This window comes from Alcanivorax sp. DSM 26293 (assembly GCF_900107995.1).
Classification (GTDB): domain Bacteria; phylum Pseudomonadota; class Gammaproteobacteria; order Pseudomonadales; family Alcanivoracaceae; genus Alcanivorax.
This window is the reverse complement of the sequence record NZ_FNUM01000010.1, coordinates 2501-16163: the sequence shown is the minus strand read 5'-3', so window position 1 is coordinate 16163 and position 13663 is coordinate 2501. Positions and strand designations below refer to the sequence as shown.

The following is a 13663-nucleotide window of genomic DNA, read 5'->3' as shown; positions in this document are numbered from 1 at the left end:
CAGCGCTCACTTGAGGAAAGGCCGGTTAACCATGCGGATTATTATGGCCCAGCAGAATGCGCTGGTGGGCGACATTGAGGGCAATGCCCAACGGGTAATCGATGCGGCGGACGAGGCTCGTCGTTTGCTGGGTGCGGATCTGGTGCTGTTTCCGGAGCTGATGCTGACCGGCTATCCCCCGGAGGATTTGCTGTTGCGCCCCAGTCTCAACAGCCGCGTGGATGCGGCCCTGGAAACGATCGGGCAGCAGGTCAGTGTGCCGGTGGTGATCGGCTATCCTGCGGTACGGAATGGGCAGCGCCGAAATGCCGCCGGGGTAATGTTCCCGGGGGAGAGTCGCCCCCGTCATGAGTATTTCAAGCAGCATCTGCCCAACTACCGGGTGTTCGACGAAAAACGCTATTTCCAGCCTGGTTCCGAAGCCTGCACTTTTGAGCTGGATGGCTGGACCCTGGGCCTGACTATCTGCGAGGACATCTGGCACAGCGGGCCGGCCGCCCAGCTGCAGCAACAGAATGTGGATCTGGTGCTTAATCTGAACGCCTCACCTTTCCGGGCCAACAAGTTCCAGGAGCGCCTTGAGCAGGTAGAGGCCCGCAGCCGTGAAACCGGCCTGCCCATCCTGTATTGCAACCTGGTGGGGGGGCAGGACGAGCTGGTCTTTGACGGTGCTTCCTTCGTCTGTGATAGCCAGGGGCGGCGCTGTATACAGGCTGCCAGCTTTGCCGAGGCTCTGGTGCCGGTGGACCTGCAATGCCAAGACGGACACTGTGAGCCCATGGGGGAGCAGCTTCCGCTTCCCGGCCTGGAGGAGAGCCTTTATCAGGCCCTGGTGCTGGCAACCCGGGACTACGTGAACAAAAACGGTTTCAAGGGGGCCCTGTTGGGCTTGTCCGGTGGCATTGATTCGGCACTCACCCTGGCTGTGGCGGTGGATGCGCTTGGCCCGGAGCGGGTGGAGGCTGTGATGATGCCGTTCCGCTACACCTCGGCCATGAGCCTGGAGGACGCGGAGAAACAGGCCAAAACCCTGCGGGTGCACTACCGGGTGCTGCCCATTGAGCCCGCGTTCAATGGGTTTATGGATATCCTCAGTGAGGCATTCGCCGGTCAGCAGAAAGATACCACCGAGGAGAACCTGCAGGCCCGCTGCCGCGGAGTCCTGCTGATGGCGCTTTCCAACAAAAACGGTTCTGTGGTTCTGACCACCGGGAACAAGAGCGAAATGGCGGTGGGTTACGCCACGCTCTACGGCGATATGGCCGGTGGTTTCTCGGTACTCAAGGATGTCTTCAAGACCATGGTTTACCGCCTGGCAAACTGGCGGAACCAGCAAGCCGGTGTGGAAATTATCCCGGAACGGGTGATCACCCGCCCGCCTTCTGCCGAACTGGCCCCGGATCAGGTCGACAGTGATTCATTGCCGGATTACGACGAGCTGGATGCGATTCTCGAGCGCTACGTGGAGCAGGATATGAGTGCGGAAGCGGTGATCCGGGATGGGTTTGACCGGGAGAATGTCTATCGGGTCGTCAAGCTAACCGACCGTAATGAATACAAGCGGCGGCAGGCCGCCGTGGGCCCCCGGGTCAGCCGTCGCGCCTTCGGCAAGGATCGGCGCTACCCGATTACCAATGGCTGGCGCCCTGGGGACTAAAAATAGTTGGACGTTTAACGTTCAACCTTGAAAAGCGGTTAGCCCTGCGGGTTCCTGAAAGCAAAGAGGCCGCGCCCAGGCTATGGGCGCGGCCTCTTGTGTTTATAAAGCAAAAAGCGCGGTCCGCGCTTTTCGACGGTGAACGTTAAACTTTCAGCTCATTACAGCAAATCAAACGTCAGCAGGCTCAGCAGCCCATCATCCTCGTCCGGCCACCAGGCCAGATCCACGCGTTTGTCATTGTCCAGAAAGTTGCTGTCCGGCCAGTTCAGGGCCAGAACCTTGCGGCTCTTTTCCGCCAGTTCCGGTTGCTTCAGACGCTCGTAGCCCTTCGTCATGATGGCAAGCGCCTCGGGTACCGCTGGGGTTTGCTGGAAATGCTTGACCACATACTGGGCCCGATTGATGGAGGCGATGACTGCGCCGCGGCGGGCATAGTAGCGGGCCACATGCAGCTCCTGGCGGGCCAGCTGGTTGCGGATATGCACCATCCTTGAACGGGCATCCGGTGCATACTCGCTGTCCGGGAAGCGGTTTACCAGTCGCTCGAAATCCCGGAATGCATCCTTGGCCGCTCCCATATCCTTGCTGGATTTGTCGGAGCTGACCATATTATCGAACAGGCCTTTTTCCATATTGAAATTGGCCAGCCCACGCATGTAAATCGCATAGTCCATGCGTGGATGCGCTGGATAATTGCGCATAAAGCGCTGGGCCGCGACCACGGTGGCCGGGTAATCCACCGCCCGGTACTGGGCGTAGATCAGGTCCAGGGCGGCCTGTTCCGCGAAATCGCCGTAGGGAAAACGGGCTTCCAGCTCCTTGAGCTGGTCAATGGCGGTCAGATAGTTCTTTGACTCCAGCGACTCGCTGGCTTCCCGATACTGGTCTACCTCGGTCAGCTCCGGGCGCTCCTTGTTGCTGGCGCAGCCGGCGAGTAGCAGCAGGCACAGTAGTGGCCATAAAAGAGGTGGCATTCTTCCCTCGTTAAGCGGTTACAATACAGGCTTCAGAGCCTTTGAATAATTCAGACTCGGCATTTAAACACAGGTTGCACTATGGGACATCTTGGCGGCGAGAAAATTCAGCGTAGCGAGCAGGTACGCGCAGATCAGGCGGGGCAGCGGGTCGATCAGGCCGCCGCCGAGCTGTTTGAGGGATTTTCCCGTTCCCGGCTACAAGGCTGGATCAAGGACGGGGTGCTGACCGTCAACGGAGGCAAAGCCAAGCCCAAGGATAAGCTGATTGGCAATGAGTGCCTGGCGCTGGAAGTGGAAATCGCCCCGGAACTGGACGATCTGCCCCAGTCCATTGAGCTGGATGTGGTCTATCAGGACGACGACTTGATCGTGATCAACAAGCCCACCGGGCTCGTTGTGCACCCGGCAGCGGGCCACGCGGATGGCACTCTCCTCAATGGCCTTCTGCACCTGGATGAACGGCTCAACAGTCTCCCCCGGGCAGGCATTGTGCACCGACTGGACCGGGATACCACCGGCCTGATGGTGGTGGCCCGGTCCCTGGAGGCGCATCAGAGCCTGGTGGCGCAGTTGCAGGACAAGAGCCTGTTTCGCCAGTACGAAGCCATTGCCGTGGGCGTGATGACCGGCGGCGGCAAGGTGGACGCACCGATCGGTCGCCACCCGGTGGACCGAAAGAAACAGGCGGTCGTAAAGCACGGAGGTAAGGAAGCGGTCACTCACTACCGGGTTCTGGATCGTTATCGGGCCCACACTCGGATCAAGGTGCAGCTGGAAACCGGCCGAACGCACCAGATCCGTGTGCACATGGCCCATCGCAACTATCCGCTGGTGGGCGATCCGCTCTACGGTGGCCGTCTCAAGCAGCCCGCCGGTGCCAGCGAGGCCCTGCGCGAAGCCCTGCGCCGTTTTCCCCGCCAGGCCCTGCATGCGAGAAAACTCGGCTTGATTCATCCGGCCACGGGGGAATACTGTGAATTCGAAGCGCCGCTGCCCGAAGATATGCAGGCGTTGATTCGGGTACTGGAACAGGACGCACGGCCCGACGAGCAATAATACTTCAAGGACGAAGTCGAATGATGAAGACCGTTAATCTTATGGCGGGGGGGCTTTCCCTTGCCCTGTCAGGTTGTATCAGTACCTATCATGCCTGGGATGGGACCAAAGGGTACCAGGAGGAACAGCTTGAGGAGCGTCAGTACAGGATCAGTTATGTGGCCGAACAGGCCACCCGCTGGGACTGGCTGGATGATTATCTGAAACGGCGTTGCCAGGAGCTGGCAGGTTCGCATGTGGCATTAATGTCGGATATCACGCACGACACCCATACCGTGACGGCAATGTCATCCGTTGCGGTTGGAGCGCCAGTGATAGCCGGCGGGAATGACTTTGGCGGTGTGATGATGCCGGTAACGTCGGCGCCCCATGAAGTTGTCTTTAATCTGAAAAAAGCCGAAGGACGTTGCTCTTTCTGAGTGACCTGGAGTGAAGGATGGCCCTTCCCGCCCGAACACAGTGGCTGTGGCCCCGCTGGCAACCGCACCCGGCAGTGCGCGTGGCAGTGACCACCCGTGCCGGCAGTCACTCTCCGCCCCCCTGGAATGGCTTCAATCTGGGCATGAACTGCGGTGATCAGCCCGCTCGGGTGGAGCAGGCCCGTCACCATGTGGAGAAACTGCTGCAGGCGGATCATCCGGTGGCCTGGTTGAAGCAAGTCCACGGCAAACGGGTGATCCGCGCAGAGGATGCTGACAATGAGGCCGATGGGGTCTGGACGGATCAGCAGCGCTGGCCCTGTGTGGTGCTCACCGCCGACTGCCTGCCTGTGTTGCTGGCGCGAACCGACGGCAGTGCGGTGGCGGCGGTGCATGCGGGGTGGCGAGGCCTGCAGGCGGGCATCATTGCCCAGGGAGTGAGCAGGATTGCCCCGAAGGGTGAGCCGGTCAGTGCCTGGCTGGGCCCGGCGATCTGTGGCAAATGCTACCAGGTGGGTGACGAGGTCTACCGCGCCTTTGTGGATACCCAGGCAGATTTTAAAGATGCCTTTCATGCAGATGCGACCCCCCACCATTGGCGATTTTCCGTTGCCCAGGCGGCCATGATTGAACTGGCCCGTCTGGGCGTGGAGGACGTACAGGGCGGGGAGCTTTGCACCGCCTGTGATCTCAAGCGTTTCTATTCCTACCGTAAAGAAGGCGACACGGGTCGGTTTGCGTCACTCATTTGGCTGGACCAATAAAAGAGCAGTGAAGAGTTAATAGTGAACAGCGACGCGAGGCCGCTTTTCTGTTTTTGAAACGCAAGAGGCCGCACCCAAACCCTGGGCGCGGCCTCTTGCGTTTCAGAATCAATTCACCCCGGATCGCGAACTATTCACTGTTCACTATTAACTCTTCACTGCTCTTGAATATGGCCCAATCGGACCCATTTAGAGGTCAGATGACAAGTAACCGGTGATCGTGGCTGGCTTGCCGACAGGGAGCGGGCGCGCGGATCACAACCGGAAAGGAGAGCCCAAATGCGAATGGATAAACTCACCGCGCGCCTGCAGCAAGCGTTGTCTGACGCGCAATCCCTGGCCGTGGGGCAGGGCAACAGCACCATAGAGCCCGTTCACCTGATGCTGGCACTGATGCAGCAGCAAGGCGGCGCGGCCCGCCCCTTGCTGGAAAAGGCCGGCGCCAATGGGGCTGATGTGATTACTGCCCTGAACATGGCGGTGGACAAGCTGCCCACGGTCAGTAATTTCACCGGCGATGTGCAGATGGGCCAGGCCACCGGCCGTTTACTCAACATGGCCGACCGGGAAGCCCAGCAGCGTGGAGATCAATACCTGTCCACCGAGGTGGTGTTGCTGGCGGCCTGTGATGATAACGGTGAGCTTGGCAAGCTGATGAAGAATGCCGGTATCACCAAGAAGACACTGGCGGAGAAAATTGCGCAGGTACGGGGTGGCGAAGCGGTGAACGATCCCAATGCGGAGGACAAGCGCGAGGCGCTGGACAAATATACGGTCAATCTGACCGAACGGGCCGAGTCCGGCAAGCTCGACCCGGTGATCGGTCGTGACGATGAAATCCGCCGGACTATTCAGGTATTGCAGCGTCGTACCAAGAACAACCCCGTCCTCATTGGTGAGCCCGGTGTGGGCAAGACCGCCATTGTGGAGGGGTTGGCCCAGCGTATTGTCAACGGAGAGGTGCCGGAAGGGCTGAAGGACAAACAGGTGCTGTCTCTGGACATGGCGGCCCTGATTGCCGGTGCCAAATATCGCGGCGAGTTCGAGGAGCGTCTCAAGGCCGTGCTCAACGAGCTGGCCAAGCAGGAAGGTCGTATCATCCTCTTCATTGATGAGTTGCACACCATGGTCGGCGCCGGCAAGGGAGAGGGCTCCATGGATGCGGGCAACATGCTGAAGCCGGCCCTGGCCCGGGGCGAGCTGCACTGTGTGGGCGCCACCACGCTGGATGAATATCGACAGTACATCGAAAAGGATGCGGCCCTTGAGCGTCGCTTCCAGAAAGTGCAGGTGGATGAGCCCAGCGTGGAAGATACCATCGCCATTCTGCGCGGTCTGAAAGAGCGTTATGAGGTCCACCACGGTGTGGACATTACCGACAGCGCCATCATTGCCGCGGCCAGGCTCAGCCATCGCTATATCACGGATCGGCAGCTGCCGGACAAGGCCATTGACCTGATCGACGAGGCCGGTAGCCGAATCCGCATGGAAATCGATTCCATGCCGGAAGAGATGGACCGTCTTGATCGCCGGCTGATCCAGCTGAAAATGGAGCGCCAGGCGCTGCGCAAGGAAGAGGATGAAGCCAGTCGCAAGCGGCTGGAAAAACTGGAAGCGGATATCGACGAACTGGAAAAACAGTACGCCGACCTGGAAGAGATCTGGCAAGCAGAAAAAGCCGCCTTGCAGGGAGCCCAGGAATACAAGGCAGAACTGGAACAGGCCCGTGTCGAGCTGGAACAGGCCCGTCGCGCCGGAGATCTGAATCGCATGTCCGAGCTGCAGTACGGGGTTATCCCGGAACTGGAGAAGCGGGTGCAGGCGGCCCAGGACCAGGAAGAGCAGCAGTCGCAGACCGAGAACCAGTTGCTGCGCAACAAGGTGACCGATGAGGAAATCGCCGAGGTGGTTTCCAAGTGGACCGGGATTCCTGTGGCCAAGATGCTGGAAGGCGAGAAAGACAAGCTGTTACGCATGGAAGAGGCCTTGCATCAGCGGGTGGTCGGCCAGGCGGAGGCAGTGGAAGCGGTCGCCAATGCGGTGCGTCGCTCCCGGGCCGGGCTGTCCGATCCCAATCGCCCCAATGGCAGCTTCCTGTTCCTCGGCCCCACCGGGGTGGGCAAGACCGAGCTTTGCAAGGCGCTGGCCAACTTCCTGTTTGATACCGAAGAGGCCATGGTGCGTATCGACATGTCCGAGTTCATGGAGAAACACTCCGTGGCGCGGCTGGTGGGTGCCCCTCCAGGCTACGTAGGTTACGAAGAAGGTGGCTACCTGACCGAAGCGGTGCGTCGCAAGCCTTACTCCGTGGTGCTGCTGGATGAAGTGGAAAAGGCGCACCCCGATGTGTTCAACATCCTGTTGCAGGTGCTGGACGATGGTCGCCTGACCGATGGTCAGGGCCGTACCGTGGATTTCCGCAACACCGTGGTGGTGATGACCTCGAATCTGGGCTCCGACCTGATCCAGAAACTGGCTGGAGACAACGATTACGAGGCCATGAAATCAGCGGTCATGGAGGTGGTGGGTAACCACTTCCGCCCGGAATTCATCAACCGGGTGGACGAGACCGTGGTGTTTCATCCGCTGGCCAAGGATCAGCTCAAGGGTATTGCCGGCATTCAGTTGGATTACTTGCGTAAGCGGCTGGCTGAGCGGGATATCCGCCTCGAGCTCAGCGATGCGGCGCTGGATAAACTGGTGGAAGCTGGCTTCGACCCGGTCTATGGTGCCCGGCCCCTGAAGCGGGCCATCCAGCAGCAGCTGGAGAACCCGCTGGCCCAGGCCCTGCTCAGGGGAGAGTTTGGTCAGGGAGACACCATTTCCATCGACGTGCATGAGGACCGCTTCACTTTTGAGCGGTGAGAGCGGTGTCCAGTGAGCCCTGGGAGGCAGGGCTCACTTACCCTTAATTCTGGTTGCACTTTTCCAGGGCTTCCTGGCTGCTCTGAATCATCTTTTCTCTTGCTTCCTGGTCCAGAACTTCCAGTTCGCCGGTCTCCGGATTCTTGCTTCGCACAATGGGCTTGTTCTTCAGGGTTTCCAGATTTTTACGGTGTTGTTCGCAGCGCTCCTTGACGACTTCGTCGGGCTCTGACTGAAGGCGCTCGGCCTCCCTGGCTGCTTGGGCAGCCTCTTCTTTGGCATCTTGCCGCGCATTCCGCTTCGCATTCAGGGCCTCCAGTTCGCGGTCCTGATCGGAGCTCGCATTGGCGCGGGTGTTCACTTCTGTGGAGACGACCCCTTGTGGCGGGTTGGCCCCGTAGTGGGTCACGCCATCCTCGTCGACCCATTTGTGGAACTTGGCCGCCGAACCGGCGCTGGCAAGGGTGAGCAGGGCACTGCCAAGCAACAGGCTGAATTTGTTCATAATGTTGGTCTTCTTTTCGGGTTGTCTTTTCGGCTCGTACTTTAGCATGACTGTTGAGGGGGATTTTCTGCAACCCAAACCCGACCAAGGGCTTTGAATCGACGCACATTTCTGACAAAATTGAGCCTTTCCGGAGATCGGGACCCGCATTTGCTTACCGGTAAATGTGAGGCCGGGACCCGGGGCACCGTTACCGCGATGTCCTGCCAGCAGTATCACTGCACCCTCGTCCCGCTGTGGGAGCCTCCGGAGGTTTCTCATTCCTATTTAGCGGGAGTAATCCCTCTTCAGGTTTGCAGTGCCTCCGTGTCGCCCTCCCAGCCTGCGTTCGTGTCGGCCACCTCCGACAGGGCCCAAGAGCACCCAAATACGGTGTTTTACCCGCAGGCAGCTAGTTGTAAACCCCGTCCCGCTGCACGGCAGTGGGTTGTATGCATTCTGATTTGAGGTAGCAACCGTGGAAATGTTATCCGGCGCGGAGATGGTGGTCCGTGCGCTGCAAGACGAGGGAGTGGAGTACATCTTCGGGTATCCCGGGGGGTCCGTACTGCACATTTACGATGCATTGTTCCAGCAGGACAAGGTCAGCCACATTCTGGTTCGCCACGAGCAGGCGGCCACCCATGCGGCGGACGGTTATGCCCGTGCCACCGGCAAGCCCGGCGTGGTGATGGTGACCTCGGGTCCCGGTGCCACCAATGCCATTACCGGCCTGGCGACGGCGTTCATGGATTCCATCCCCATGATCGTTCTGTCTGGTCAGGTGCGCTCCGACTGGATTGGCGATGACGCCTTCCAGGAAACCGACATGATCGGCGTGTCCCGTCCGGTGGTGAAGCACAGCTTCATGGTCCGCGATGCCAAGGACATTCCGGAGATCATGAAAAAGGCGTTCTACATTGCCACCACCGGCCGTCCCGGCCCGGTACTGATCGATATTCCTAAGGATCAGACCGCGCCGAACGTGAAGAACCCTTACGAGTATCCGAAAAAGGTCAAGATGCGTTCCTATGCGCCGGTCAGCCGTGGCCACTCCGGCCAGATCCGCAAGGCAGTGGAAGAGCTGATGAAAGCCAAGCGCCCGGTGATCTATGCGGGTGGCGGCGTGATCCAGGGCGAGGGTAGCGAACTGCTGACCAAGCTGGCCCACCGCTTGAACTTCCCGGTAACCAATACCCTGATGGGGTTGGGCTGCTTCCCGGGCACGGATCCGCAGAATGTGGGCATGCTGGGCATGCATGGCACCTATGAAGCCAACATGACCATGCACAGCTCCGATGTGATTCTCGCGGTGGGGGCTCGCCTGGACGACCGGGTGACCAACAACGTGAAGAAATTCTGTCCGGGTGCCAAGATCATCCACATTGATATCGACCCGGCGACTATCTCCAAGAACATTATGGCGCATATCCCCATCGTGGGGCCGGTGCACCAGGTGCTGGAAGAGATGTTGTCGGCTCTGGATGAGCACGGTGGCGAGCCGGACCAGAAGGCGCTGGAGCGCTGGTGGGAAGAGATTGAAGGCTGGCGCAAGGTTCACGGCATGCGCTATGAGACCAATGAAAATGGTCCCATGAAGCCCCAGCAGGTGGTGGAAGCCCTTTACAAGGCCACCGGTGGTGACGCCTATGTGACCTCGGATGTGGGCCAGCACCAGATGTTTGCCGCCCAGTACTACAAGTACGACAAGCCCCGTCGCTGGATCAACTCCGGTGGCCTGGGAACCATGGGCTTCGGTCTGCCGGCGGCCATGGGCGTGCAGTTCGCGTTCCCGGACGCCACCGTGGCCTGTGTCACTGGTGAAGGCTCCATCCAGATGAACATTCAGGAGCTCTCCACCTGCCTGCAGTACGGCCTGCCGGTGAAGATCATCAACATCAATAACCAGGCCCTGGGCATGGTGCGTCAGTGGCAGGACATGCAATACGGTGGCCGCCACAGCCAGTCCTACATGGAGTCCTTGCCGGACTTTGTGGCCCTGGCGGAAGCCTACGGCCATGTGGGCATGAAGGTGACCAAGTTTGAGGACCTGGAAGGGGCTATGAACGAAGCCTTTGCCCTGAAAGATCGCCTGGTATTCATGGATATCTATGTGGACCCCACCGAGCACGTGTACCCGATGCAGATTGCAGACGGTTCCATGCGCGACATGTGGCTGAGCAAGACGGAGCGGACCTGATGCGTCGAATTATCTCTATTCTGATGGAAAACGAGCCGGGCGCACTGAGCCGGGTGATCGGTCTGTTCTCCCAGCGGGGCTACAACATCGAAAGCCTGTCGGTGGCGCCCACCGAAGACAGCACCCTGTCGCGCCTGACCCTGACCACTTTTGGTAATGATCTGAAGATCGAGCAGATCACCAAGCACCTGAACAAGCTGATCGAGGTGGTCAAGCTGGTGGATCTCACCGAAGGGGCGCACATCGAGCGCGAGCTGATGCTGATCAAGGTAAAAGCCACCGGCGCCCAGCGTGCCGAGGTAAAGCGCAGTGTGGATATCTTCCGCGGCCAGATCGTGGATGTGACCAGCACCGTCTATACCATTCAGCTCACGGGTGCTTCCGACAAACTGGACGCCTTTATCGGTGCCATCGGGGAGACCCAGGTACTGGAAGTGGTGCGTTCCGGGGTATCGGGGATTTCCCGCGGCGAAAAAGTGTTGAGCCTGTAAGAACACTCGATGCCTGACGCCAGACAAAAAAACCGCTCTTCGGAGCGGTTTTTTTGTGGGGGGATAACTGCCTGTGGTTGAGTCGCGAGTTACGAGAAGCGAGTTGCGAAAGGCAAAGACTTGGGCTTTGCTCTTCGAAACTCGAAACTCGAAACTCGAAACTCGCCCTATTCCGGTAGCTGCGACCAGAAGGCTTGAATCAGCGGCTCTTCCCGCCGTCTCTCCTGAGTAAACAGGCCTACCTCATAGGGTGCCAGCGCCGGCTGAACATCCAGGGGACGGGTGCGGCCGGCCAGGGGGCTGTTGTCCAATACGATTTTCGGCACGATACCCACCCCGAAGCCCAGGCTCACCATGCTGACGATGGCCTCATTGCCACCCACCTGGGCATAGATATGCGGCTTGACGCCCAGTTGTCGAAACCACCGGTCCACCCGTTCCCGGGCCAGGCCTTCCTCGGAAAGGATCATGGGAACATCTTCCCAGGCAGCTTTGGTCGCGCTGCCGCTGAGCCGTTCCGCCAGTTGGGCCTGCCCGGCCTGGGCAATAAACAGTAGCGGAGAGCGGGCGATGGGGCGGAAGGAAATGCCTGCGGGAAGGTGATCCGGCCTGGCACCAATGGCGATATCTTCCTCACCGTACTGGATCCGTTGCACCGCCTGGGCCGGGTCACCGGTATGCAGCTTCAGTTCGATGCGTGGGTACTGGTGGCGAAAGCTGCTGAGAATATCGTAGAGAAAGCTGTAGCTGGCGGTCACCGAACAGTACAGGCTCAGCTCCCCCTGCAGCACCCGCCGGTCTTCCTGCAGGGCGTGACGCAGGTTGTCCCATTGCATCAGGGTATTTCGGGCGTATTCCTGAAAGCGTTGTCCCTCCCGGGTGAGAGTGACGCTGCGATTGTCGCGGTAGAACAGCGGCACGCCCAGCTCATCTTCCAGTTGCTGGATGGTACGGCTGAGCGTGGACGGGCTCACATGGCACATGGTGCTGGTGCGCCCGAAATGCAACGTGTCCGCCAGGGTCAGGAACAGGCGGAGCGGCTTGGTATCCATGGATGGCTATATCACTTTGCGTTGCGGTAAATGAAATGCAATGTTTCAAATATATCATTTTACGCAATGCGACGGATAGCCTAGAGTGGCGGGCGCCTGTCCGGGCAGGTTCCCTGTGTGCCTGTCCGTCACCGATTTCCGATATCTGAAAGAGCCAGAGCTATGAGCATGCAAGTGTATTACGACAAGGATTGCGACCTTTCTATCATCCAGGGCAAGAAAGTGGCCATCATCGGTTACGGCTCCCAGGGCCACGCCCATGCCTGCAACCTGAATGATTCCGGTGTGGACGTGACTGTCGGTCTGCGCCCGGGCTCTTCCTCCATCGCCAAGGCTGAAGCCCATGGCCTGAAAGTGAGCGATGTGCCGTCTGCTGTCGCTGCCGCTGACGTGGTAATGATCCTGACCCCGGACGAGTTCCAGTCCCAGCTGTACCGTGAAGAAATCGAGCCGAACCTGAAAAAAGGCGCGACCCTGGCGTTCGCACACGGTTTTGCCATCCATTACAACCAGATCGTGCCGCGCGCTGATCTGGACGTGATCATGATCGCTCCCAAGGCGCCGGGTCACACGGTTCGTACCGAGTTCACCAAAGGCGGCGGTATTCCTGACTTGATCGCCATCTTCCAGGACGCCTCCGGCAACGCCAAAAACGTGGCTCTGTCCTACGCCTCCGGCGTGGGTGGCGGCCGTACCGGTATCATCGAAACCACCTTCAAGGACGAAACCGAAACCGATCTGTTCGGTGAGCAGGCCGTTCTGTGTGGGGGTGCGGTCGAGCTGGTGAAAGCCGGTTTCGAAACCCTGACCGAAGCGGGCTACGCGCCGGAAATGGCCTACTTCGAGTGTCTGCACGAGCTGAAGCTGATTGTTGACCTGATGTACGAAGGCGGTATCGCCAACATGAACTACTCCATCTCCAACAACGCGGAGTATGGTGAGTACGTGACTGGCCCGGAAGTGATCAACGACGAATCCCGTGCGGCCATGCGCAACGCCCTGAAGCGCATCCAGAGCGGCGAGTACGCCAAGCAGTTCATTTCTGAAGGCGCCCTGAACTACCCGTCCATGACGGCTGCCCGTCGCAACAACGCGGCGCATCCCATCGAGCAGGTGGGTGAGAAACTGCGCGGCATGATGCCCTGGATCCAGGCAAACCAGATCGTCGACAAGAGCAAGAACTAAGCGCTTGCACGGATCATCAAAAAACGCGGCTTCGGCCGCGTTTTTTGTTTACGGTCACTGCGTTAGACTAGTCACACCCAATTTGGATGGACCACCATGCAGGACAACGACAAGACAACGACCCCGGAGCAGCCCGAAACCTTTGAGGTGGTGGAGGCCGAGCACCGTACCGGCGCCCGTCACAAGGGGGTTTACCTGCTGCCGAACCTGTTTACCACCGGTGCCCTGTTCGCCGGCTTCTATGCCATCGTGGCGGCCATGAATGGCCTGTTCGAGCATGCAGCCATCGGTATTATCGTGGCGGGTATCCTGGACGGCCTGGATGGCGGAGTGGCCAGGCTCACCAATACCCAGAGCAAGTTCGGCGCGGAGTACGACTCCCTGTCTGACTGCGTTGCCTTCGGGGTGGCACCGGGACTGGTGGCCTATTCCTGGGGGCTCTCGGAGCTGGGCAAATTTGGCTGGATGGCCGCCTTTATCTATGTGGCCTGCGCGGCATTGCGTCTGGCC

12 protein-coding genes (1 of these 12 only partly in view) are annotated in these 13663 nt (G+C 59.5%); 9 read left to right on the top strand and 3 right to left on the bottom strand.

What is annotated here, in order from left to right; all coding sequences use genetic code 11:
* Positions 1-31 precede the first annotated feature (31 nt).
* Complete coding sequence (locus tag C4S63_RS15245) at positions 32-1657, top strand: NAD+ synthase (RefSeq protein ID WP_063509979.1); 1626 nt, start codon at positions 32-34, stop codon at positions 1655-1657.
* Between the two features lie 161 nt (positions 1658-1818).
* Here C4S63_RS15245 and C4S63_RS15240 read toward each other — a convergent pair whose 3' ends face one another.
* Positions 1819-2634: an outer membrane protein assembly factor BamD gene (locus C4S63_RS15240; protein ID WP_103918109.1), complete on the bottom strand. Its 816-nt coding sequence runs from the start codon at positions 2632-2634 to the stop codon at positions 1819-1821.
* Between the two features lie 81 nt (positions 2635-2715).
* Here C4S63_RS15240 and rluD point away from each other — a divergent pair, with 81 nt between their 5' ends.
* The 4 genes from rluD (at position 2716) to clpB (ending at position 7741) form a co-directional block, all read left to right on the top strand.
* On the top strand, positions 2716-3693 hold the full coding sequence (gene rluD, locus C4S63_RS15235; RefSeq protein ID WP_103918108.1) for a 23S rRNA pseudouridine(1911/1915/1917) synthase RluD: 978 nt from the start codon (positions 2716-2718) through the stop codon (positions 3691-3693).
* 20 nt (positions 3694-3713) lie between these two features.
* Positions 3714-4112 (top strand): hypothetical protein, encoded by a 399-nt coding sequence (locus C4S63_RS15230; protein ID WP_103918107.1) that lies wholly within the window; start codon positions 3714-3716, stop codon positions 4110-4112.
* Positions 4113-4129: 17 nt separating this feature from the next.
* Positions 4130-4876 (top strand): peptidoglycan editing factor PgeF, encoded by a 747-nt coding sequence (gene pgeF / locus C4S63_RS15225; RefSeq protein ID WP_103918106.1) that lies wholly within the window; start codon positions 4130-4132, stop codon positions 4874-4876.
* 279 nt (positions 4877-5155) lie between these two features.
* On the top strand, positions 5156-7741 hold the full coding sequence (gene clpB / locus C4S63_RS15220) for an ATP-dependent chaperone ClpB (protein ID WP_103918105.1): 2586 nt from the start codon (positions 5156-5158) through the stop codon (positions 7739-7741).
* A gap of 43 nt (positions 7742-7784) precedes the next feature.
* Here clpB and C4S63_RS15215 read toward each other — a convergent pair whose 3' ends face one another.
* A complete protein-coding gene (locus tag C4S63_RS15215; protein ID WP_062817590.1) occupies positions 7785-8246 on the bottom strand; it encodes a DUF4124 domain-containing protein in 462 nt (153 codons plus the stop codon).
* 457 nt (positions 8247-8703) lie between these two features.
* On the opposite strand from C4S63_RS15215, the gene C4S63_RS15210 reads away from it, so the two are divergent.
* Both C4S63_RS15210 and ilvN read left to right on the top strand, forming a co-directional pair.
* The gene (locus C4S63_RS15210; protein WP_062817589.1) at positions 8704-10425 is read left to right on the top strand and encodes an acetolactate synthase 3 large subunit; all 1722 of its coding nucleotides are present in this window, start codon (positions 8704-8706) and stop codon (positions 10423-10425) included.
* Positions 10425-10916 (top strand): acetolactate synthase small subunit, encoded by a 492-nt coding sequence (gene ilvN, locus C4S63_RS15205; protein WP_062817588.1) that lies wholly within the window; start codon positions 10425-10427, stop codon positions 10914-10916. Before C4S63_RS15210 ends, ilvN begins: the two co-directional genes overlap by 1 nt.
* 167 nt (positions 10917-11083) lie before the next feature.
* Here ilvN and ilvY read toward each other — a convergent pair whose 3' ends face one another.
* Complete coding sequence (gene ilvY / locus C4S63_RS15200) at positions 11084-11968, bottom strand: HTH-type transcriptional activator IlvY (RefSeq protein ID WP_103918104.1); 885 nt, start codon at positions 11966-11968, stop codon at positions 11084-11086.
* A 168-nt stretch (positions 11969-12136) separates the two neighbouring features.
* Here ilvY and ilvC point away from each other — a divergent pair, with 168 nt between their 5' ends.
* Both ilvC and pssA read left to right on the top strand, forming a co-directional pair.
* Positions 12137-13153, top strand: a complete 1017-nt coding sequence (gene ilvC / locus C4S63_RS15195; protein WP_103918145.1) for a ketol-acid reductoisomerase — start codon at positions 12137-12139, stop codon at positions 13151-13153.
* A gap of 96 nt (positions 13154-13249) precedes the next feature.
* Positions 13250-13663 carry the 5' portion of a CDP-diacylglycerol--serine O-phosphatidyltransferase gene (gene pssA / locus C4S63_RS15190; protein WP_062817586.1) on the top strand. Its footprint extends 366 nt past the window's final position, so only the first 414 of its 780 coding nucleotides appear in the window; its start codon is at positions 13250-13252; its stop codon lies beyond the right edge, outside the window.